The organism is Pseudomonas sp. LBUM1655 (genome assembly GCF_059716085.1).
The window spans coordinates 621,530-644,254 of record NZ_CP166801.1 but is presented as its reverse complement, the minus strand read 5'-3'; the positions used below and the strand labels follow the sequence as shown (position 1 = coordinate 644,254).

Sequence of the window (22,725 nt, the reverse complement as noted above, 5' to 3'; positions counted from 1 at the left end):
CAGGCTCGCTCCCACATTTGGAATGCGGTCACCTGTGGGAGCGAGCCTGCTCGCGAAGGGGTCGGCCGCGCCACCACATGTCGGGAGACCTGAAATGCAGAACGCCAACCCGAAGGTTGGCGTTCTGTTTTAGCGTGGGACGACCGGCTTGCGAGCCGGCTTCGGCCCTTTGCCCTTGGCCGCGTCCTTGCGCTCCTTGGCAGCCTGCTGGTTGCGGGCGAACGCCGCAGCCTTGGCCTGTTCACGCTTGTCCCACGGATTACCACCATCACTGGCACGCGGTGGCAGACCGGTGTGCTGGGTGAGGATCTTGGTGGTTTTCTCTTTGCCTTCTTTCGCCACTTTATGGCTGCCAGCCGGCGTCGAGTTCTTGCGACGGGCGCTCTGGTAGCTGTCGGTGGACGGCTGATGCAGCGGAATCAGTTGATCCTTGCCCGGCCCGATCAAATCAGCGCGACCCATGCGCTGCAGCGCTTCACGCAGCATCGGCCAGCCTTTAGGGTCGTGATAACGCAGGAACGCCTTGTGCAGACGACGCTGCTCTTCGCTCTTGACGATGGTCACGCCGTCACTCTTGTAAGTGACCTTGCGCAGCGGGTTCTTGCCCGAGTGGTACATGGCGGTGGCGGTGGCCATCGGCGACGGGTAGAACGCCTGCACCTGGTCGGCGCGGAAGCCATTGCCCTTGAGCCACAGGGCCAGGTTCATCATGTCTTCGTCGGTGGTGCCCGGGTGCGCGGCGATGAAGTACGGAATCAGGTACTGCTCTTTGCCTGCTTCCTTGGTGTACTTCTCGAACATGCGCTTGAACTTGTCATAGCTGCCAATGCCCGGTTTCATCATCTGGTTAAGCGGACCTTCCTCGGTGTGTTCCGGGGCGATCTTCAGGTAACCGCCGACGTGGTGGGTCACCAGCTCTTTGACGTACTCCGGCGACTCGACCGCGAGGTCGTAACGCAGGCCGGAGGCAATCAGGATTTTCTTCACGCCCGGCAAGGCACGGGCACTGCGATACAGCTGAATCAGCGACGAGTGGTCGGTGTTCAGGTTCGGGCAGATGCCCGGGAACACGCAGGACGGCTTGCGGCACGCGGATTCGATTTCCGGCGTTTTGCAGGCGATGCGGTACATGTTCGCGGTTGGCCCGCCGAGGTCAGAAATGACGCCGGTGAAGCCCGGCACCTTGTCGCGGATTTCTTCGATTTCGCGAATGATCGACTCTTCGGATCGGTTCTGGATGATCCGGCCTTCGTGCTCGGTGATCGAGCAGAAGGTGCAGCCACCGAAGCAGCCACGCATGATGTTCACCGAGAAACGGATCATGTCGTAGGCCGGGATCTTTTCCTTGCCGTACGCAGGATGCGGAACACGTGCGTAAGGCATACCGAACACGTAGTCCATTTCTTCAGTGGTCATCGGAATCGGCGGCGGGTTGAACCAGACGTCGACTTCGCCATGCTTCTGTACCAGCGCACGGGCGTTGCCCGGGTTGGTTTCCAGGTGCAGCACGCGGTTGGCGTGGGCATACAGAACGGCATCGCCACGGACCTTTTCAACCGACGGCAGGCGGATCACGGTTTTGTCGCGAGTCATGCGCGGGCTGGCCAGGATCTGCACGACCTTGGCTTCTTCCGGATCATCCACTGGGCCCTTTTCCTGCTCGATGGCGCAGGCCTGGGTGTCCTGGGTATTCACGTACGGGTTGATGATCTTGTCGACCTTGCCCGGACGGTCGATACGGGTGGAATCGACTTCGTACCAGCCCGCCGGCGTGTCACGGCGAATGAACGCGGTGCCGCGCACGTCGGTGATGTCTTCGATCTTGTGACCGTAAGACAGACGCTGGGCAACTTCGACGATGGCCCGCTCGGCGTTGCCGTACAGGAGGATGTCGGCGCTGGCGTCGATCAGGATCGAGTTACGCACGCGATCCTGCCAATAGTCGTAGTGGGCGATGCGACGCAGGGAGGCTTCGATGCCGCCGAGCACGATCGGCACGTGCTTGTAGGCTTCCTTGCAGCGCTGGCTGTAGACCAGGCTCGCACGATCCGGACGCTTGCCGGCCATGCCGCCCGGGGTATAGGCGTCGTCGGAACGAATTTTCTTGTCCGCGGTGTAGCGGTTGATCATCGAGTCCATGTTGCCGGCCGCGACGCCGAAAAACAGGTTCGGCTCGCCAAGCTTCATGAAGTCGTCTTTGGACTGCCAGTTCGGCTGCGCAATGATCCCGACGCGGAAGCCCTGGGACTCCAGCAGCCGGCCGATGATCGCCATGCCGAACGACGGGTGATCGACGTAGGCATCTCCCGTAACAATGATGATGTCACAGGAGTCCCAGCCAAGCTGATCCATCTCCTCCCTGCTCATCGGCAGGAATGGCGCTGGCCCGAAACATTCGGCCCAATATTTTGGATAGTCAAATAACGGCTTGGCTGCTTGCATGTCGGTCGACCGGTGTTGAGATGAAAAATCGCGGGCGAGGAATATAGCACAAAATTTGACCAATTCCGACGGCAATGGTCGGTTTCTCTTTGTGACCCTGCCCTCGGCATCACGCAGTGCATTCGTGTGCTGTCATTACCCCCACATGGATGCAAAAACCGCTACCCAAATCCAATTCACCATCAGCCAACGATTTGCGATTGCTGATATGACAACCCTTCAAGGATGAAGAAATGTCACCAAAACTACCCATCAAGGGCTCCGTCACCAGCGGTGCTCATACACGCCCGGCGCCGCAGGTGGATACCGATACGCCGCGACCCGTTATTTCTCCGCCCATGGATAGCGGCCCATCAACCCCTTCTGCGATACGGAATGCTCCGGGGTCGAGCCCCCGCTCAAGTGAGCCTCCCCGCGAGGGAGTTTCAACCACTCGGGCCACGACTCATCCGATAGCGTCGACCTCCGCCGGCGCTCCCTCGTCAGGAAAGCGGTCACTCGAGCACTATTGGATACCTGTCGAAGTCAGCCTTCCCGATGTCGATGCACTGGGATTCAGAACCCTGCACGGACGCCGCTACGTCGATGTGCCGGGCGGCCGCAACGTTCAGGTCGTGATCGACCCGGACATGGGCTTGTATCGAGCCAAATTGATGACCGAAAGAGCATTCGGCCCAGTGTTGGTACGCGACCATGACAGCAAGCTCTGGCACCCGCTTGAGGATTCACCGGGTTCACTGCCACTGCGTCCAATCGATGCGCTCAATCAGGAACTGGACGCCCACATCACCACGATCACGCAGGCGGTGAAGCTCACGGAAGAACTAAGGGCCGCCTGGCATGCACAGGCCAGGAAAGAAGGGGAAAAAAACGCCTTGGTCAAATTCGAAATCCAGTGTCAAAGACAACTGGCGACTCTGGAAAAGGCCGTGAACTTCTACATCAGGAACCAGGCCTCGCTTCTCCTGTACAAAGGGCGCTTTTCCTACGAGACAGAGCTGGTGGGCGTTCAGAAGCGGCAAGTCGAAGTCTATTTCGATGTCCTGGAGGCCGGTGATCTGCGTAAATCAATCGACGTATCGTCCTACTATGACCGTCCCCTGGAGGCTCATCGCTCGATGGCAGGGTATTTGAAAGGCAAATTGGCCAACTTGCGCAAATGCCAACTCATAGTTGACGACATCCTGACCCGATCCCCCCACCTGAAAGTCGAATTGATCGAGCTTGGCTACGACCCGGTAAAAATCCATACAAACACGGCCAACTGGATTCATTCCAAAAGCCACTTGCTGGCCAGCGAACCGGTGCCCGACGCCGCGCAATACGTTGTGTTGTCGAGTTCGTTTTCAGAAGCAACGCGCACCTTCCGCAATATCGAAAGCATCCCGGAAGGCGCGCGCATTCCGGTAATGAGCTGTCTGATCGACCAATGCGCAGCAATCAGAGCGTCGTACGAAGAGATGTCATTGCCAGCCGAGACTCTCCTGGACAGCTCCCGGCGAGAAATAACCGAAGCCATTCAGGCTTTCGAAAACACCCTCGAACAGCGCATAGAGCTTTATCACCAGGAACTGGAGCGAACCTTAACCCTTCCCTCACTGGATGAGCCGATTGACTTCGACTTCATTCCGGCCCAGGTCACGAGTCCGTCTGCACACCCCTCAAGAAAGATGTTTCGCAGCAAACACCATGGCGTTTACAAGATCCGGATCGGGCAGTCACGTCGAACTCCCCAGGGCGAAGAAGTGATTGACGTCATGGATCCGCACAACCCCACGCAAGTCTTGCAAACCTATGAGCGCCGCGAAGGTGAATGGCAGCGGCGGGGTGCACTGCAAGAAAGGCAGTTGTCGACGCTGACCGCCCAGGCCCAACGACTTCTGGAACTATCGGAATCACATCTGACCAAGGCCCGGCAAGACGAAAGCGCAAAACGCAACGCCACCAACATCGTCGAGTTTCTGCAGGGCAAGGCCGAAGACCTCGATGATCTTCGTCAACAGATGGAACGGGCGCCGAATCCGGCCACCCTCGATATCGCGCCCCTCGTCCAGCAGCTCAAACATGACAGCGAGCGCCTGCGCAACGAAGGCGAAAAAATTCGCATCGCACTCTACAAGGACCCCACTTTCTTAAGCGTCGACCGTGTGGCGTATCTACTCAGCCAGGGCCACCTGAGTGTCAGCAAGGAGAAACCTGCGCGGCTGGAACGGGGCAAGGGCCAAGACAAATATTTTCTCGATGTCTATTCGCTGAACGACAAACACACCACCGTGCCTCTGTGGCATGTCCATTTCAAATACGAAAAAAAGGACAGCGCCGCGCTGAACTTCATGGTCAAGGGCGGCCACCTCAAGACCCTTGAGCAAAGCCGGCTGGGCATAACTGCCCAGCGTCGGGACGCGCAGGCCGGACGGGAACATGTCCCCATCTGGCGAGCAACCATTGACGGCAAAACCGCGCAGAAAATATTCGAGCTGGTCGCTTAAGCCAGACAACCCGTTTTTCAAGGATGAAAAAACCCATGGCAGTCAAATTACCGCCTCGGATCAACGCTTCGGTCGATGTTCACATGCCCATCAGGCGACCGAAGAACGAGGACCCTTCCGACACGCTGCACCGTATCAGCACAGATCCGTCGACACACCTTCTAGCAGGGCAGGACAACAAACCGGCGGGCGTCGAACTTGATGCGATCCTGCCAGCACCCGCTGTAACGGTCAACAGTGTTGATCCCCCGGTGTCAGCACAGCCCCTGCTGGAGCATTACTGGATCAGTTCCAATGCGGCGTTACCGAATGCCGACACCGAGGGTTTCAGAATTCATAAGGGGCGACGGTATGTCGACTTGCCCGACGACCACATCACATTGGTCGCGATGGATCCGGACACTGGACTTTACCGGGCAAGACTGGCGAGTGAATTACTTCCCTCCGGACCGGCCTTGTTACGCGACATCGACAGCGGCCTATGGCATCCCCTCAATGATGTCGCCTCCAGCCCACTCCCGTTGACCAACGCAAGCCTGCAAGCCTTTCGCACGGGGCTGGATTTCAGCACTGTCGAACCCGGCAGCGACGGCTTGTTTCGCCACGACGGCAAGCTCTACGTGATCATCCACGAACACGCCTATCAGGTGATGAGCGATCTTGACGCGTCTACGCCAGCGCACAAAGTGTGGCGCATCGTTAACCCCAAGGATCCCGTCGCCACCGACGGCGCGAATATCTATCGCGCCAGTCGCAGCGGCGAGACCCGGGCCATCACACGAAACGAGGAGAACACCTGGGTTTCCATTCTCACGGGACTGAGGGGTGGCATGCGTCGCCATGACTCAGCGCAAGCCAACATAGCCCTCTTGATGCAGCGTTATGAACCTTTCCAGAATGCTCACACCGCCCTGATCGAATCAGCCACGCAGTACGACACCCTGTGGAGTCAGGCCAGAGAACAGGCCGATGGCGCCGGCAGGACAGCGGCACTCGTGGCCGTTGAAGTCCATCTGCTCAAGCACATCAGAAAGCAAACAGCCTTTGTGCAGTCGCTCGTCGACAACAGAGACTGGCTGACCACCCTCAAGGCAGGCGGGCTATTCAGGGGGGAACTGCATACCTTCCGGATTGAACGGGTGGAATACCTCAACAGGCTCATGGCCGTCATGGACCTCCGGGCCAGGCCTGCGGTGACGGACGTGAGCGCCGAGAGCTGCAAGAAATGCATCACCCACCTGAACAAGAAGCTGAAGATCCTCGAGGAGCGCCAGGTGGTCATGGAGCAAATCAGAAAAGCGTCCCCCGCAGCGATCCCGCAACTCACTGAACTGAGCCAGAAGGTGGCTTCAGCGGATCGCATCAACTTCAACAAACTGGCCCTTTATGTCCACCTGTTTGCGGACACGCCCGAACATGCGCCGGACGCGACCATGCCCTCGCTATCGGCCATCGACCTGATCACCGGCGACCTGAGAAACGTCCCGGAACGAGAGCAGCCCATGGCATTGCTGTTGGCCCTTGATCAGCTCAGGGGAGACCGAACCCGCTTTGAAACGCTGCTGGCCGAGCAAAGCCCCAGAGCCGAATACCTCGAGGAGATCATTGCCCTGATCGATCCCATCGAGAAGAAAATCGACAGCAAACTGACCGAAATCCTCGACGTATCCGAGCGCCGAACCGATCTGCCGAGCCTTGATCAGGACATCGATTTCGACTTCATCCCGTCACAGCCCATCAACGCCGAGACGACCCGTCCCGCGCCCGCCAAAAAAATGTTTCGAACCCGTCAGCACGGCACCTACAGAGTACTGGTCGGTGAAACCGAAGCCGGGGCGGACGGGAGCATTACCATCAAGGTTCCCGACCCATTGCGCCCCGACTCGCCGCCCAGACGCTACAAAAAATTAGACGATGAATGGCTACCTGTACTTCCTCCGATTACCAGAACACCGCGCCCACAACTTATCAGCGAGGCAAACCGGTTACTGGCCAAGGTCGAAGAGCACAGTGCCTACGCGAAGATGCAGGAAGCAAAAAAAATCAACCCGACAAAAATTGTCGAAGATCTGGGCAGGGAAACCCATTTGCTTAACGAACAGGCAAGACAACTGGAAAACCACGAAACAGATGTCGAGGACCGCCTGATCATCAATCTGGCCAGGCGATTGCGAGCCGCAGCTGATTCCATGACAACCCAAGGCCAGAAGATCCTGGTGCGGATGTACAAAAACAAAGACGTGCTGGACATCATGCGCCTGAATTACCTGTTGGATCGGGACGAGCTCAATGTCAATAAAACGGTTAATCGCAAGCAGTTGGGCAAAGGCAAGGACAAGTCATTTCTTGACGTGTATTCGATCAGTGATCGCGCCGACGATGCACCGCTTTGGGAAGCCCACTTTCACTATGAAAGACAAGACAGCCATCCCCTGAACTTCTCGATCAAGGGTGGTCATCTCAAAACGCTTGAACAGAGCAGACGGGGCGCAGAGTCTCAGCGGCGCGATGAACAGGCTGGTTTGCCCCATACCGCGATCTGGCGCGAAACCTTCGACGGCAAGACCGCGAACAAAATATTCGCACTGGCGCAGACCCCTTCTGTGCGAGCCGAGTAAATACCTGCGCCCAAGCCATGGGCCTGGCGGCCATACGACGACAAACCGGCAATGACGCCGAACGCTTTGCAGTGCCCGTCGCGGGCACTGACGGGCAACCTTTCAAGGATGAAAAAATGTCACCCAGACTGCCTCTCAAAGGCACCGTAGAAATCCATACACGACCTACGCAACAAGGGCCGGAAACCGTAAGGCACGAAACGCCACAGCGTGTCGATTTCGGCCCGACGACCGCCCCGGGAGTACTTGGCCCGGAGAGGTTTGGCAGGGTCGCGGGTAACGCCGACCCGGATGCAATCACGCCGGTACCGGCGATAACGATTCATGAGTTACCTGCCACAGTGGCCGTGTTTAATCGTGAACAGCGCCCCCTGGCGCATTACTGGATCACCGTACCGCCTGATCTGCCGGCTCCCAACGCCGATGGGTTCCGGGTGCGCGGGCGGCGGCGTTACGTCGATGTTCCCGATGGCGGTACCGTGCTGGTCGGGGTCGATCCGGATACCGGACAGTATCGGGCCAGGTTATCGACCGAGCGGGATGCCCTCGGCCCGGTGCTGCTGCGCGACACAGAAAGCGGGCTCTGGCGTCCACAGGAAAGCCTCCCCCCCACCTCTACGACGACCGACCCCGGCAATGGTGGATTACTCCGGCCCGATGGTGGGCAAGTGCGCCCTGCTCATCGACGATTGCGCGAGCAGATTGCCGCCATCGTCAATCGACTGCGCAGTCCGCAAACCCGCGCGAAGAGGCTGTTCCGGTCCATGTCTGAGGAACAGATCGCCGCATACCTTCGTTCACTGGGCAGCGACGTCGAAGGCGGGTTGCGCCGCCGCGAAGCCGAATACCAAACCCTCAAGCAGCAATTGACGCTCTGGAGCAATGCGTCGTCTTCGACGCCCGGAACAGCAAAAGGCTGGGCAGAACAGATCGCCAACGAAATAAAGCGCTGCTATCGCCAGGAGACCGGCCCATCGCTGAAACTCGAAGCCGGCAGCGGCACCCTGCCGGCACTGAAAGCAGACTTCAGCCATGTCCGGGAGCTGTCTCTGGAATCCGTTACCTGGTCGCCCGAAGCCGATACGTTCCTCAGCAGTTTTTCACACCTGGAACAGTTGACCGTCACCCGCTCCACGCTGGATAAACTGCCAGCCTCCGTCGCGCGGATGCATGACCTGACCCGTCTGGATCTGAGTGCAAACCGGATTCGGCTGGACACACCAGCAGCGGTGATACTCGGTACTCTCGGCAAACTCGAAAACCTCAACCTCTCAGACAATCCACTGAACATGTCCCCCGACTTCAGTACGATGACCGGGTTGAAAGTGCTGAACCTGAGCAATGCGCATCTGGGTCATTGGCCAACTGGCTTGCAAAACCAGACCGGCCTGCAAATCGTCGATTTGCGTAATAACAGCCTGCAAGAAGTACCACAGACGCTACTCAATCCTCCCGCCGAGCGGCTTGAGGCCAGCGTCAGAACCAACGGTGTCACCCTCATCGAAGGCAATGCCTTTGCTCCCGGCTATTGGAAAACCCTGGAATTGTATTGGCGCCGCCTGGCTGCGGATCATCCAGAGTTGTCCAGCTCGGCCCACCCGCAAGGACTGAGACTGACCGTAGATATTCCAGAGCTGGCCAAGGTGCAGCGAATGTACCCGGACAAGGACGCACAAGCGGTCAGGGACTTCGTGTTGCAACTGGGTGATGCAGAGCTGGCCCGACGCCTGCGGGATTTCGACTCGCTTGAAGCACAGCTGGAAGATTATGTGGCCGGCAAGCAATACGATGCTTCCGTTGATGCCGCCACCGTCAGGCTCTGGGCGCCGCAACGTGTCGCCAGAATAATCAAAACCTGCTGGCTTCAGGAATCGGGAGAGATATTAAGGCTACCGACCGGAAGTGGGCCGCTACCCGCCCTGACGGCGGATTTCAACCATGTGCGCCTGCTTGAACTCCAGGCAATCAATTGGTCGGATACTGGCAACACATTCCTCAGCAACTTTACCCACCTGGAAAGTCTATCCATCAATCATTCCAGCCTGCGCAAATTGCCGGCCTGCGTCGGTGATATGGACAAACTGATCAGACTGGACCTGAGTTCGAACAGCCTTGAACTGGATGAGCAAAGTGCGGCAAGACTGAGCGGGTTGAGCCGGCTGAAGTTCGTCAATCTGTCAGAAAACCCACTGAAAACAGTGCCCGACTTCAGTGCCATGTCCGAGCTGACAAACCTGGACTTGAACAGCACAGGGATTGATCAGTGGCCGACCGGACTGGTGGGTAAAGCGGCCTTGACGGGGCTCGACTTGCGTAACAACCAATTGACTGAAGTACCGCAGGCAATCATCAACCCCGAGCCCGAGCAACTGGCCTCGATCGCCAGAATCAACGGCGCCACTTTATTGGAGGGCAACGATTTTCCTTCCGACTATTGGAGAACGTTCGATGGCTACTGGCGGCGCCTGCACGCAGCGCATCCTGAACTGATGACCCCGGAACATCCCGCTGCATTTGATAGCGAAAACTCAAGAGCACAGCGATACCGGCGTCTTTATCCGAGCAAAGATATCAAGGTGTGCAGGGAGTACCTCTGGAACCTTGAGCAAGGCACTGCCGGCACAAGGCTCGCCAGCCTTGAACTGGAATTCAACACGTTGAAAACCCAACTGGAGGCCTGGACTTTTTCTGGAGGCGGCAACCGTCAGGGTTATATTCGCGCGAATCAGTTGCAGATCAACGCTGCCGACCGTTTCGACCGTGCCACGGCAAGCAACCGGATCATCAGTTGCTGGAGGCATGAAACACCGCAAAAACTGGCCAATGACAGGACCCCCATCGGCCTGGAGTTGGACCTCAGCGGCCTGAAACTGCCAAGCCTGCCGGACATCGACGTGGATTTCAGTCACGTCGGCTCATTGAAACTGAGCAATATGGATCTGAGCACTTCACCAGAGGGGTTTCTGACCCGATTCCGCCACGTACGCTGGCTGGATACTTCGCACAATCAACTGCGCGAGCTACCACCCGCCATTGGCGAAATGAACGGTCTGACCCGACTGTTTCTGCAGAAAAACCAGATCTCCCTGACAGCCGAAACCGCCCGCGTTCTATCAGAGCGCACCACATTGCGGGCACTGTGGCTGCATGAGAATCCGCAACTGGGTATCACACCGGATTTCAGCCAGATAATCGACATGCGCTCGGTCAATCTGGCCAACACGGGTATCGACACTTTCCCGACCGGTATTGCCGATCAGCCACTGCTGGACACCCTGGATCTGAGCAACAACCGGATCGAGGAAATCCCCGATGCGGTCATTGCGCCAACGCCTGAACGACTTGCGCACACGGTTCGCGTCAACAACGTGACCAACATCACCAACAATCCGCTCTCCCCGGCCACCCGCACCCGACTGTCCCTTTACAACGACCGCCTGATAGAAGCCGAAACACCGTTGACCGGCCAGTACAACCTGGTCGACACCGCGCGCGATCACGCGCCTGTCATCATCCGACCTGCGGCGTATGACCCGATGGCACGCTGGACAGCCGGAATGACAAGCGCTCAGGTATCGACCAGAACGGCGCAATGGCAAACACTGCGTGATCAGCAAGGCTCGGAGGGCCTGTTCAATACCCTTAACCTCTTGTTGCCGGATGCCGCTGGTGGCAACGAAACCCAGCGAAGGGTCTGGAAGGTGATCGACAGCATTACCGAAAACAGCCCTGAGTCCGAACGCCTGCGCAGGGAACTGTTTGATCGGGCGGGCGAAGCAACCTGCTGCGATCGTGCAGCCTTCACATTCGCCAATCTGGAGGTCAGGACAATGATGCACAACGCTCGCGCCCAGGCTCGCAGCCAGGCAGAAGGCCCGCAGTTGTCGGCGCTGTCCAGAGGATTGTTCCGCTTGCACGAGGTAGACAAAATTGCTTCGGCGGACATTGCGCAGCGTGAGGCAAGAATCATCGGATCCAGAGGGCCTCAGCGACCAGAAGACCTTCCGGCTCCCGCGCCTCATGTGCAGGAGGAAGTCGAGATCAGACTTTTCTATCGCCACCGCCTCAAAGATCGGCTGCAACTGCCGGGCCAGCCTGATCGTATGGTGTTTGATCTCCTGATCAGCGTGTCACAGGCGCAACTGGACGCCGCGTACAAAAAAGTCATCGCTCTGGATAACTCCCCTGAAGAATTTCAGGCGCTGGTGTCGAGGGAGTTCTGGCAGGAATTCGTCACTCACAAGTACCGAACACAGTTCGAATCCCAGCGCCAGCCGTTTCAGGATCGACAGGCCACACTCGACGATACGCACACCGCCGGGACGCTTTCGTTTGACGATTACGACGCGCAGTCCAAAGCATTGCAAGCATCGCTTGCGATCGAAGAAGCCGTATTGATCGAAACCTTGACCCGGCAAGAACTGGCCGAGCACTCAACCCGCCGAACAGCCGAGGAGGTAGCGGGCCAGCGCGAACAACACGATTGAAGAGGAGAGCTGGCCGAATGATTTCGGCCAATTCTTACTCGTCGTCGTCGAAGTTATAGCTGCCCGGGGCGAGGTTCTCAAAACGGGTGTACTTGCCGATGAACGCAAGGCGGATAAAGCCGATCGGGCCGTTCCGCTGCTTGCCGATGATGATTTCGGCGATGCCTTTGTGTTCGGTTTCCGGGTGATACACCTCGTCCCGGTACACGAACATGATGACGTCGGCGTCCTGCTCGATCGCTCCGGATTCCCGGAGGTCGGAGTTGATTGGTCGTTTGTTCGGTCGTTGCTCCAGGGAGCGGTTGAGCTGGGACAGCGCCACCACCGGGCAGTTGAATTCCTTGGCCAGGGCTTTCAAGGAACGCGAGATTTCGGAGATCTCATTCGTCCGGTTGTCGCCGCCCGATCCTGGTATCTGCATCAATTGCAGGTAGTCGATCATGATCAGGCCGATGTCACCGTGTTCCCGCGCCAGACGTCGGGTACGCGCACGCATTTCCGACGGGCTGATGCCGGCGGTATCGTCGATGAACAGTTTGCGATCGTTGAGCAGGTTGACCGCTGAGGTCAGGCGAGGCCAGTCATCATCTTCCAATTGGCCAGAACGCACCTTGGTCTGGTCGATGCGGCCCAACGAGGAAAGCATACGCATGACCAGCGACTCACCTGGCATCTCGAGGGAATACACCAGCACCGCTTTGTCGCTGCGCAGTACGGCGTTCTCCACCAGGTTCATGGCGAAGGTGGTTTTACCCATCGATGGACGGCCAGCGACGATGATCAGGTCGGCCGGTTGCAGCCCGCTGGTTTTCTCGTCGAGGTCGGTGTAACCGGTGGACAGGCCGGTAATGGCGTTGTCGGTGTTGAACAAGGTGTCGATGCGGTCGATGGCCTTGGTCAGCAGATCGTTCACACCTACCGGGCCGCCGGTTTTCGGGCGGGCCTCGGCAATCGCGAAGATCTGGCGCTCGGCTTCGTCGAGGATTTCCTCGGCGGTACGCCCTTCCGGGTTGAAAGCGCTGTCGGCGATCTCACTACTGATACCGATCAGTTGGCGCAACGTCGCTCGCTGGCGGACGATCTGCGCATAGGCCTTGATGTTGGCGACGGACGGCGTGTTTTTCGCCAGTTCGCCGAGGTAACCGAGGCCACCGACTTGCGAAGTCTGACCTTCCTTGTCCAATTGCTCGGCAAGGGTCACAACGTCGATCGGGGAGTTCTGATCGGCCAGTTTGGCGATCGCACGGAAGATCAGGCGGTGGTCATGACGATAGAAGTCGCCGTCGGAGACTTGATCGAGCACGCGTTCCCAGGCGTTGTTGTCCAGCATCAGACCACCGAGTACAGCCTGTTCGGCTTCGATGGAATGCGGCGGCACCTTCAGGGCGGCGGTTTGCAGATCATATTGCTCGGGTGCGGAGATTTCGTTCATGGCCACTTGGAGTCAGGGTTGAAAACGGGAGTACCAGAAAGACAAAGGGCACGACCTGTGAACAGGATCGTGCCCGATGTTAACCGTCTGACGGACAAGCCGCCAGCCGATCAGGTGTTGCTTAAGCTGCTACCACGACAACGCGTACGGTGGCTTCAACTTCGGCGTGCAGGTGCACGGCTACGTCGAATTCGCCTACGTTGCGGATGGTGCCGTTCGGCAGACGAACTTCGCTCTTCTGCACTTCAACGCCGGAGGCGGTCAGTGCGTCAGCGATGTCGTGAGTACCGATCGAACCGAACAGCTTGCCTTCGTCGCCAGCGGTGGCAGTGATGGTCACTTCCAGCTCGGCCAGTTGGGCAGCACGGCTTTCAGCCGATGCTTTACGGTCTTCAGCAGCTTTTTCCAGCTCAGCACGACGCTCTTCGAACGCAGCCAGGTTGGCCGGGGTCGCAGCGGTAGCTTTGCCGTAAGGCAGCAGATAGTTACGACCGTAACCGGCCTTAACGTTCACTTTGTCACCCAGGTTGCCCAGATTGGTGACTTTTTCCAGAAGGATCAGTTGCATGTGAAAATCCTCTTAACTTTTAACCTTCACCGTTCGCGCTATCGATGTCTTTCGACACGTGACGACCGCGAAAATCAATCAGGCTGTCGACAATGGCCAAAACCACGAGCAACGGATAGATCAGCTGCATGAACAGCAACAGCGTTACGTACAACCCCACCAGCCAGAAACCGGCCAGTCGCTTCTGCCCGACCAGCCCATGAATCAGGGCCAGTCCGGCGAACACCAGCGGTACACTGCACAACGGCGTCAACATGGCCATCTGTGCACCGAGATTCGGGCCCAGAAGCATCAACGCCAGCAGTAACATCGCCGGCCCCAGCGGGATCCGGATGGCGCGAAACTCGCGACCAAAACCACCCGGGTTGTACAACAACGCCTGCCAATGACGCCCGACAATCAGGCTCAGCACGCTGACGATCTGCAACAGAGCCGCAATCAGTCCGGTCAGGACTGGTGCAATCAGGGACGCGAAACGCGCTTGCTCATCGACCGACAATTGCTTGTAGGTCTCACCGAGAAGCGCCGGCATGACCTTTATCAAGGCCTGCGCGAGCATCTCGATCTGGGCCGCAAACGCTGCCCCGAGCACCACTGAAAACACCACTCCAACCACTACGCTGACCAGCAGCGTGCGAACCCAGGATTCACTTGCGCGCAAAACCAACGCAAGCCCCGAAGATCCCAGTAGCACCAGAAGTGCCCGTGGATCATCGGCATACAGCCACCAGATCAATGCCGGCAGCAACCCCAGGGACAGAACGCCAAGGGCGTCCGTCAATCCGCGCCGCAGAAGCACAAGGCTCCCGGCGGCAGCACCCAACCAATACAACAACGGCAATGTTGCACATCCGGCCACCACGAGAGTGGCCTGCATACGGCCTCGCATGATGAACTCAGCTAAGGCACGCATGCATTCAATCCTTTGCTACTTGTCGACTGCCCGGTCTCAGCGGCCGTGGCTGTCGGTGTAGGCCAGCAGGGCCAGGAAGCGGGCGCGCTTGATAGCGGTGGCCAGCTGACGCTGATAACGAGCTTTGGTACCGGTGATGCGGCTGGGAACGATTTTGCCGGTCTCGGATACGTAGGCTTTCAGAGTGTTGAGATCTTTGTAATCGATCTCCTTCACGTCTTCAGCGGTGAAGCGGCAGAATTTACGACGACGGAAGAAACGTGCCATTTGATAGGCTCCTTAAAAGGTCCGTGGATTACTCGTCAGCGTTATCGCTGTTGTCGCTGTCATCACTATCAGCGCCTTCAGCGCCTTCGTGCTCAGGACGGTCGCGACGCTCACGGCGCTCACTGCGGTTTTCTTCAGCCTTGAGCATCTCGGATTGGCCGGTAACGGCTTCTTCGCGACGGATGACCAGGTTACGGATCACTGCATCGTTGTAGCGGAAGTTGTCTTCCAGCTCGGCCAGAGCCTTGCCAGTGCACTCAACGTTCAGCATCACGTAGTGAGCCTTGTGAACATTGTTGATTGCGTAGGCCAGTTGACGACGGCCCCAATCTTCCAGACGGTGGATTTTGCCGCCGTCTTCTTCGATCAGCTTGGTGTAACGCTCAACCATGCCGCCGACTTGCTCGCTTTGATCCGGGTGGACCAAAAAGATGATTTCGTAATGACGCATGAATGCTCCTTACGGGTTGTAGCCTGCCGCTCAAAAACGGTCAGACAAGGAGTGAATGACACTTATGGACTTGCCGGCGCGGGGCACATGCGTGCCTGCCGTCACAGCAAGGGGCGCAATTGTAGAGAAGGGACTGAAGAGGTGCAAGGCAATTGGTGATTATTTGAACAATCACCGATTCATGCCACACCACAAAACACTGTGGGAGCGAGCCTGCTCGCGAATGCGGTCTGTCAGGCAACATTTACGTCGACTGACACTCCCCTTTCGCGAGCAGGCTCGCTCCCACATTTGTACCGTGTTCGACTCAGGACTTCTTCGCGGAAGCCTTGGCTTTTGCACCGCGCTGACGCTGCGCTTCGAAAAGGCACACGCCTGTCGCAACGGAGACGTTCAGGCTGCTGACGCTACCGGCCATCGGCAGGTTCACCAGATAGTCGCAGTGCTCGCGGGTCAGGCGACGCATGCCTTTGCCTTCAGCACCCATGATCAGGATGGTCGGGCCGGTCAGGTCCTGGTCATAAATGCTGACCTCGGCCTCGCCCGCCGTGCCGACAACCCACAGACCGCGCTGCTGGAGCTTTTCCAGGGTGCGCGCAAGGTTGGTCACTGCCACCAACGGAATCACTTCCGCCGCGCCGCAAGCCACTTTACGGACCACTGGTGTCAGGGTCGCCGACTTGTCTTTCGGCACGATCACCGCCAGCGCACCGGCAGCATCCGCCGAACGCAGGCAAGCGCCGAGGTTGTGCGGATCGGTCACGCCGTCGAGCACCAGCAGCAGCGGCGCGCCGTCGGTACGGTCGAGCAGTTCGTCGAGCATCGCCTCGCCCCAGACCTGGCTCGGACTCACGTCCGCGACCACGCCCTGATGCACGCCCTCAACCCAGGCGTCCATTTCACGACGCTCGGCCTGACCGACCTGAACACGATTCTCGTTGGCCAGTTCGATCAGGGTCTGCACGCGCGGATCGTTTCGGCTTTCGGCCAGCCAGATCTGTTTGACGCGCTTAGGGTGATGACGCAGCAACGCTTCTACCGCGTGAACGCCGTAGATTTTTTCCAACTGACTCATGACTTCGCCTTCGGTTTACGTGCCCCGCCACTTTTGGCTGGAGCAGAACCCGCTTTCGGCGGGCCTTTACGGTGTTTGCTCGGTTTGGCTGGCTTGCCGCCGGTCGCATTCTCAGGCGCCGACCGTCCGGTCTTTCCCCCGGACGCCGCTTTACCACCGTTTTTGGCATCGGAAAGCAGCGCTTTCTTCATTTCACGGCTTTTGCGCAGCTCGGCGTTTTTCGCCACGGCGTCGCTCGGGCGATAGGCTTCGGCAGCCTTCTCTTTGGCCGGACGACGACCGGCGTTTTTTGCCGGAGCCTTTTCTTCCGGAGCCTTGGACGCTGGAGCAGCGGTTTCGACGCCACGTTTTTTGCGACCGATCGGCGCGCTGATGGTTTTTTCCGCCATCTCGAAGTCGATCTTGCGCTCGTCGAGGTCGACGCGCATGACACGCACTTCAACGGTGTCGCCGAGACGGAAGCTACGACCGGTGCGCTCACCCGCGAGGCGGTGATGCACAGGATCGAAGTGGTAGTAATCGCCCGGCAGCGCGGTGACGTGCACCAGGCCTTCGACGTAGATATCGGTCAGCTCGACGAACAGGCCAAAACCGGTCACGGCGGTGATCACGCCCGGGAACGATTCGCCCACGCGATCCTTCATGAACTCGCACTTGAGCCAGTTCACCACGTCGCGAGTCGCTTCGTCAGCACGGCGCTCGCTCATCGAGCACTGCTCGCCGAGCTGCTCAAGTGCCGCTTCGTCGTACGGATAGATGCGTGCCTTCGGAATGGTCATCGCACCGGCACGGCGAACGTGCGGGGTGTCCTGCTTCGAATGGATCACGCTGCGGATCGCGCGGTGCGTGAGCAGGTCCGGGTAACGACGGATCGGCGAAGTGAAGTGGGTATAGGCTTCGTAATTCAGGCCAAAGTGACCGTCGTTTTCAGCGCTGTACACCGCCTGACTCAACGAACGCAGCATCACGGTCTGGATCAGATGGAAATCCGGACGATCCTTGATGCTCGCCAGCAAAGCCTGATAGTCCTTCGGCGATGGACCATCCTTGCCTTTATGCAGGGACAGACCTAGCTCGCCGAGGAAGGCGCGCAGTTTTTCCAGACGCTCCGGTGGAGGCCCCGCGTGAACGCGGTAAAGCGCAGGAATTTCGTGCTTTTTCAGGAATTCGGCGGTAGCCACGTTGGCCGCCAGCATGCATTCCTCGATCAGCTTGTGCGCATCGTTACGGATGGTCGGACGGATTTCGGCAATCTTGCGCTCGGTACCGAAGATGATCCGGGTTTCCTGCGTTTCGAAATCGATCGCGCCACGCACGTGACGGGCTGCCAGCAACACCTTGTACAGCGCATAAAGCTGTTTAAGGTGTGGCACGACGTCGGTGTATTCGCCACGCAGTTTGCGCGCTTCGGTCGCTTTCGGCGTTTCCAGCATCGCGCTGACCTTGTTGTAGGTCAGACGAGCGTGGGAGTGGATCACCGCTTCATAGAAGCAGTAGTCGGTCATTTCGCCAGACTTGGAGATGGTCATCTCGCAAACCATGGCCAGACGATCGACCTGCGGATTCAGCGAGCACAGGCCGTTGGACAGCTGCTCAGGCAGCATCGGCACCACGCGCTCGGGGAAGTACACCGAGTTGCCACGCACTTGGGCTTCGTTGTCCAGCGCCGAGCCGATTTTCACGTAACTGGAAACGTCGGCAATCGCCACGTACAACTTCCAGCCGCCGGAGAACAAGCGCAGCTTGCCCGGTTTGGCTTCGCAGTAGACCGCATCGTCGAAGTCCCGGGCATCTTCGCCGTCGATGGTGACGAACGGCAAATGGCGCAGGTCGACGCGCTTCTCTTTGTCTTTATCTTCGACTTCCGGCTTGAGCTTGGCCGCTTCTTTCAGAACCGCTTCAGGCCAGACGTGCGGGATGTCGTAGGTACGCAGCGCGACATCGATTTCCATGCCCGGCGCCATGTAGTTGCCGACCACTTCGACCACATCGCCTTGCGGCTGGAAACGCGGCGTTGGCCAGTGGGTGATTTTCACCTCGACGAACTGACCGATCTGGGCGCTGGCATTGCGGCCCGGAGTGACCAGCACTTCTTGCTGGATCTTCGGATTATCCGCAACGACGAAGCCGATACCGCCTTCTTCAAAGTAGCGACCGACGATGCTTTCGTGAGCGCGGGACACCACTTCAACGATCACGCCTTCGCGGCGACCGCGACGGTCGAGTCCGGAAACACGGGCAAGCGCGCGGTCACCGTCGAACACCAGACGCATTTGCGCCGGGCTCATGAACAGGTCATCGCTGCCGTCGTCCGGCACCAGGAAGCCGAAACCGTCACGGTGACCGCTGATGCGGCCGAGGATCAGGTCGAGCTTATCCACTGGCGCATACGTGCCCCGACGGGTGTATATCAGCTGAGCGTCGCGCTCCATGGCGCGCAGGCGGCGGCGCAGGGCTTCGATCTGGTCTTCTGTGGTCAGACCAAACTCTTCGACCAGTTGCTCGCGGGCAGCAGGCGAACCCCGATCGGCGAGATGCGCCAGGATCAGTTCGCGGCTAGGAATAGGGTTTTCATATTTTTCCGCTTCACGAGCGGCCTCGGGATCGAGGGACTGCCAATCGGCCATTAGAGAGTTTTCACCTTGTCTATATACGGGTTAGTTTGGCATAGGCGTCATCAAACGGGAAATTTCAGACTATAAAGGCCCTTCTAAAGCCCTGTATCGACGCTTTGAAGTCGTTTTAAACACCGTCGGTAAAAAAAATCAAAAAAAATCGAAGCAGGGGTTTACAGTTAAAAAGACGCTCCGTATAGTGCGCGCCATCGACGACGCACAAGCGTTTCCGATACTGCCCAGATGGTGAAATTGGTAGACACGCCAGCTTCAGGTGCTGGTGACCTTACGGTCGTGGAAGTTCGAGTCTTCTTCTGGGCACCAATTTCGAGATTGAGACTAGATCAGTTTCAAGGCTCACACAAAAACCCGCGAAAGCGGGTTTTTTGCATTCTAAGGAACGCATTTGTTAAAACCGATTTATTAAAATTAAATCAGGGGTTTACAGATCAAAAAGCGCTCCGTATAGTGCGCCACATCAACAGCGGCAACGCTCGCGATGATTGCCCAGATGGTGAAATTGGTAGACACGCCAGCTTCAGGTGCTGGTGACCTTACGGTCGTGGAAGTTCGAGTCTTCTTCTGGGCACCAATTCAAATCCAAGGTAGTAACCTTGGATTTCACAAAAACCCGCGAAAGCGGGTTTTTGCGTTTCCGGGATTTGAAAAACCTCTGCCCCCCTCCTCCCTAGCAAACCCTCCAGATCCCCGCAAGGCGCACTTGAGAAACAATATCGTTTATCATTGTTTCAAGTTTTTGCAATGCGACAGTGAGGAACCCTGCGAATGACGTTTCGAAATACCCTGCGCCGAGGCTTTACCTTCACCCTTCTCGGCCTGGCACTCGCCACTCCCCTCGCCCAGGCTGCCGATGCGGTTTCCCTGACTCTCTACAACGGCCAGCACAAGGAAGTCGGCGATGCGATCGCCAAAGCCTTCGAAGCCAAGACCGGCATTCACGTCAATGTTCGCAAGGGCAGCAGTAACCAGCTCGCCAGCCAGATCATCGAGGAAGGCGACCGCTCCCCCGCCGACGTGATCTACACCGAAGAATCTCCACCACTGAACAATCTCGGCGAGCAAGGCCTGCTGGCCAAGGCCGACGACGCCACTTTGGCTGTACTCCCAGAAAAATATGTCGCCGGCAACGGCACTTGGATCGGCGTCACCGCTCGCGTTCGCGTGGTTGCGTTCAACCCGAAGCTGATCGATGAAAAAGACCTGCCGAAATCGGTGATGGAATTTTCCGACCCGCAATGGCAAGGCAAAGTCGGTTTCGTTCCAACCAGCGGCGCCTTCCAGGAACAGGCCGTGGCCATCATCAAGATGCACGGTCGTGACGCCGCCGAAGAATGGCTGACCGGCCTGCGCGCGTTCGGCAAGACCTACAGCAACAACATGGTCGCACTCAAAGCGGTTGAAAACGGCGAAGTCGCCACCGTCCTGGTGAACAACTACTACTGGTTCGCCCTGCAACGCGAGAAAGGCAAACTGGATTCGAAACTGCACTACTTCACCGGCGGCGACGCTGGTGGCTTGATCACCGTATCCAGCGCGGCCGTGCTGAAATCCAGCAAGCACCCAAAAGAAGCCCAGCAATTCCTCGCCTACATGGCCAGCGAAGAAGGTCAGCGCGTGATCACCCAGACAACCGCCGAATACCCGCTGCACAAAGGTATGGAATCGGATCGCGGCCTCAAGCCGTTCAGCGAGCTGGAAGCGCCGAACGTCACCCCGGCCGATCTGGGCAATGCTGAAGAAGCGCTGGATCTGGAACGCGAAGTTGGCTTGAACTGATGGCCGCATCGTTAACCGCACCCGCCACGCGCGGGGGTTACGTGCCACGGCGCAAGCGGCCGTCGATCTGGCTGGTGCTGCCGGTATTGCTGTTGGTGGTCATGAGCCTGTTGCCGCTGGCCTATGTCGGGCTGAAGGCCTGGCAGGCCGGCTGGGCCGAGGCGCTGCATTTGTTGTGGCGCCCTTATGTGTTCGGCCTGCTGCGCAATACGCTGGCGCTGATGGTCGGCGTGACCATCACCTGCGGCGTGATTGGTTTGTCGCTGGCCTGGCTGCTAGAGCGCACCAATCTGCCCGGGCGACGTCTATGGGGCGTGATTTTGTGCCTGCCCTTCGCGGTGCCGGCATTTGTCAGCAGCTTCACCTGGGTGTCGCTGAGCGCACAGTTCGAAGGCCTCGGCGGGGCGATTCTGGTGATGAGCCTGTCGAAATACCCGCTGATCTTTCTGCCGGTTGCAGCCACTTTGCGCAACCTCGATCCCTCCCTTGAAGAATCTGCGCGCACCCTCGGCCAGAACCGCTGGGGCGTGTTCTTTCGCGTCACGCTGCCGCTACTCTGGCCGTCGCTGCTGGCCGGCTCGCTGCTGATTGCCCTGCATATGCTGGTGGAGTTCGGCGCGCTGTCGATCATCGGCCTGCAAACCTTCACCACTGCGATCTATCAACAGTTCGAACTGGAATTCAGTAACGCGAATGCGGCGATGCTATCTGCGGTGTTGCTGGCGCTGTGTCTGGTGCTGTTGTGGCTGGAACTGCGAGTGCGCGGCAAAGGCCGTCATGTGCGCACCGGGCAAGGTGCGGCGCGTCAGGCTGAACAGGTTCGGCTCGGACCGTGGGCCACTGTCGGTCAGTTGTATTGCCTGATGCTGGCGATCATCGGCAGCGGAATTCCACTGGGCATGCTGGCGTACTGGCTGGCGGTGGGCTCTTCGGCAGCCTTCCCGGTCGCGGCGATTACCGAAGCACTGCTGTCGTCGCTGGCACTCTCGCTGGGTGGCGCCGCGCTGTGCCTACTGCTGGCGATACCGGTCGGCCTGTTGGTCGTTCGTTACAAAGGCCAACTGGCGATCTGGGCCGAGCGCCTGCCGTATCTGCTGCATGCGTTGCCAGGACTGGTGATTGCGTTGACGCTGGTGTATTTCGCCCTGCATTACGTACCAGTGCTGTATCAGACGTCTGCGCTGTTGCTGATCGCTTATGCGTTGCTGTTTCTGCCGCTGGCTCAGGCGCCGATTCGCACCGCACTGAACAAGGCGGCACCGCAGCTGGAAGAGGCGGCACGCACGCTGGGTGCATCGTCGTTCACGGCGTTTTGCCGGGTGACGCTGCCAATCATCTTCCCGGCATTGGGCGCAGCGTTTACACTGGTGTTCCTGGATGCGATGAAGGAGCTGACGGCGACTTTGCTGCTGAGTCCGACTGGGCTCAACACCTTGGCGACCGAGGTCTGGGCGCATACCGCGAATGTCGAGTTTGCGGCGGCGGCGCCTTATGCGGCGTTGTTGATTCTGGTTTCTGGATTGCCTGTGTATCTGCTGACGACGCGGATGTATTTGAGCCGCTGACAAAGC

At 58.4% G+C, this 22,725-nt stretch carries 13 protein-coding genes and 2 tRNA genes; 7 read left to right on the top strand and 8 right to left on the bottom strand.

All coding sequences use genetic code 11. The annotated features are described in order from the left end of the window. Window positions 1-129: 129 nt before the first annotated feature. A complete protein-coding gene (locus tag ACA074_RS02795) occupies window positions 130-2,442 on the bottom strand; it encodes a YgiQ family radical SAM protein (protein ID WP_187677868.1) in 2,313 nt (770 codons plus the stop codon). A 233-nt stretch (window positions 2,443-2,675) separates the two neighbouring features. Here ACA074_RS02795 and ACA074_RS02790 point away from each other — a divergent pair, with 233 nt between their 5' ends. From ACA074_RS02790 to ACA074_RS02780, 3 genes are read left to right on the top strand one after another with little or no spacing between them, the layout of a single operon-like run. Next, window positions 2,676-4,931: a hypothetical protein gene (locus tag ACA074_RS02790; RefSeq protein WP_497678401.1), complete on the top strand. Its 2,256-nt coding sequence runs from the start codon at window positions 2,676-2,678 to the stop codon at window positions 4,929-4,931. 35 nt (window positions 4,932-4,966) lie between these two features. Continuing rightward, window positions 4,967-7,549, top strand: a complete 2,583-nt coding sequence (locus ACA074_RS02785; protein WP_497678400.1) for a hypothetical protein — start codon at window positions 4,967-4,969, stop codon at window positions 7,547-7,549. Between the two features lie 17 nt (window positions 7,550-7,566). Continuing rightward, the gene (locus ACA074_RS02780) at window positions 7,567-12,036 is read left to right on the top strand and encodes an NEL-type E3 ubiquitin ligase domain-containing protein (RefSeq protein WP_497678399.1); all 4,470 of its coding nucleotides are present in this window, start codon (window positions 7,567-7,569) and stop codon (window positions 12,034-12,036) included. A gap of 34 nt (window positions 12,037-12,070) precedes the next feature. On the opposite strand, the gene dnaB is transcribed toward ACA074_RS02780, so the two are convergent. From dnaB to rnr, 7 genes are all read right to left on the bottom strand, one after another. Then, window positions 12,071-13,468 carry a replicative DNA helicase gene (dnaB, locus tag ACA074_RS02775; RefSeq protein WP_187677870.1) on the bottom strand — a complete coding sequence of 466 codons (1,398 nt, stop codon included), beginning with the start codon at window positions 13,466-13,468 and terminating at the stop codon, window positions 12,071-12,073. Window positions 13,469-13,589: 121 nt separating this feature from the next. Beyond that, a complete protein-coding gene (rplI, locus tag ACA074_RS02770) occupies window positions 13,590-14,036 on the bottom strand; it encodes a 50S ribosomal protein L9 (protein ID WP_187677871.1) in 447 nt (148 codons plus the stop codon). Between the two features lie 19 nt (window positions 14,037-14,055). Continuing rightward, window positions 14,056-14,949: a hypothetical protein gene (locus ACA074_RS02765; protein ID WP_187677872.1), complete on the bottom strand. Its 894-nt coding sequence runs from the start codon at window positions 14,947-14,949 to the stop codon at window positions 14,056-14,058. A gap of 36 nt (window positions 14,950-14,985) precedes the next feature. Further along, on the bottom strand, window positions 14,986-15,216 hold the full coding sequence (gene rpsR, locus ACA074_RS02760; RefSeq protein WP_002551829.1) for a 30S ribosomal protein S18: 231 nt from the start codon (window positions 15,214-15,216) through the stop codon (window positions 14,986-14,988). Between the two features lie 28 nt (window positions 15,217-15,244). Then, window positions 15,245-15,667: a 30S ribosomal protein S6 gene (gene rpsF, locus ACA074_RS02755; RefSeq protein WP_095187325.1), complete on the bottom strand. Its 423-nt coding sequence runs from the start codon at window positions 15,665-15,667 to the stop codon at window positions 15,245-15,247. Window positions 15,668-15,974: 307 nt separating this feature from the next. Next, a complete protein-coding gene (gene rlmB, locus ACA074_RS02750; protein ID WP_042557396.1) occupies window positions 15,975-16,742 on the bottom strand; it encodes a 23S rRNA (guanosine(2251)-2'-O)-methyltransferase RlmB in 768 nt (255 codons plus the stop codon). Continuing rightward, entirely contained in the window at window positions 16,739-19,369 is a 2,631-nt protein-coding gene (gene rnr / locus ACA074_RS02745) for a ribonuclease R (RefSeq protein ID WP_497678398.1), read from the bottom strand. Before rnr ends, rlmB begins: the two co-directional genes overlap by 4 nt. A 225-nt stretch (window positions 19,370-19,594) precedes the next feature. On the opposite strand from rnr, the gene ACA074_RS02740 reads away from it, so the two are divergent. From ACA074_RS02740 to ACA074_RS02725, 4 genes are all read left to right on the top strand, one after another. After that, a tRNA-Leu gene (locus tag ACA074_RS02740) sits at window positions 19,595-19,681 on the top strand. Between the two features lie 181 nt (window positions 19,682-19,862). Next, window positions 19,863-19,949, top strand: a tRNA-Leu gene (locus ACA074_RS02735). Between the two features lie 194 nt (window positions 19,950-20,143). Then, window positions 20,144-21,154, top strand: a complete 1,011-nt coding sequence (locus ACA074_RS02730) for an iron ABC transporter substrate-binding protein (RefSeq protein WP_401272077.1) — start codon at window positions 20,144-20,146, stop codon at window positions 21,152-21,154. Beyond that, entirely contained in the window at window positions 21,154-22,719 is a 1,566-nt protein-coding gene (locus ACA074_RS02725; protein WP_497678397.1) for an ABC transporter permease, read from the top strand. The genes ACA074_RS02730 and ACA074_RS02725 overlap by 1 nt, the downstream gene beginning before the upstream one ends. Window positions 22,720-22,725: the final 6 nt, after the last annotated feature.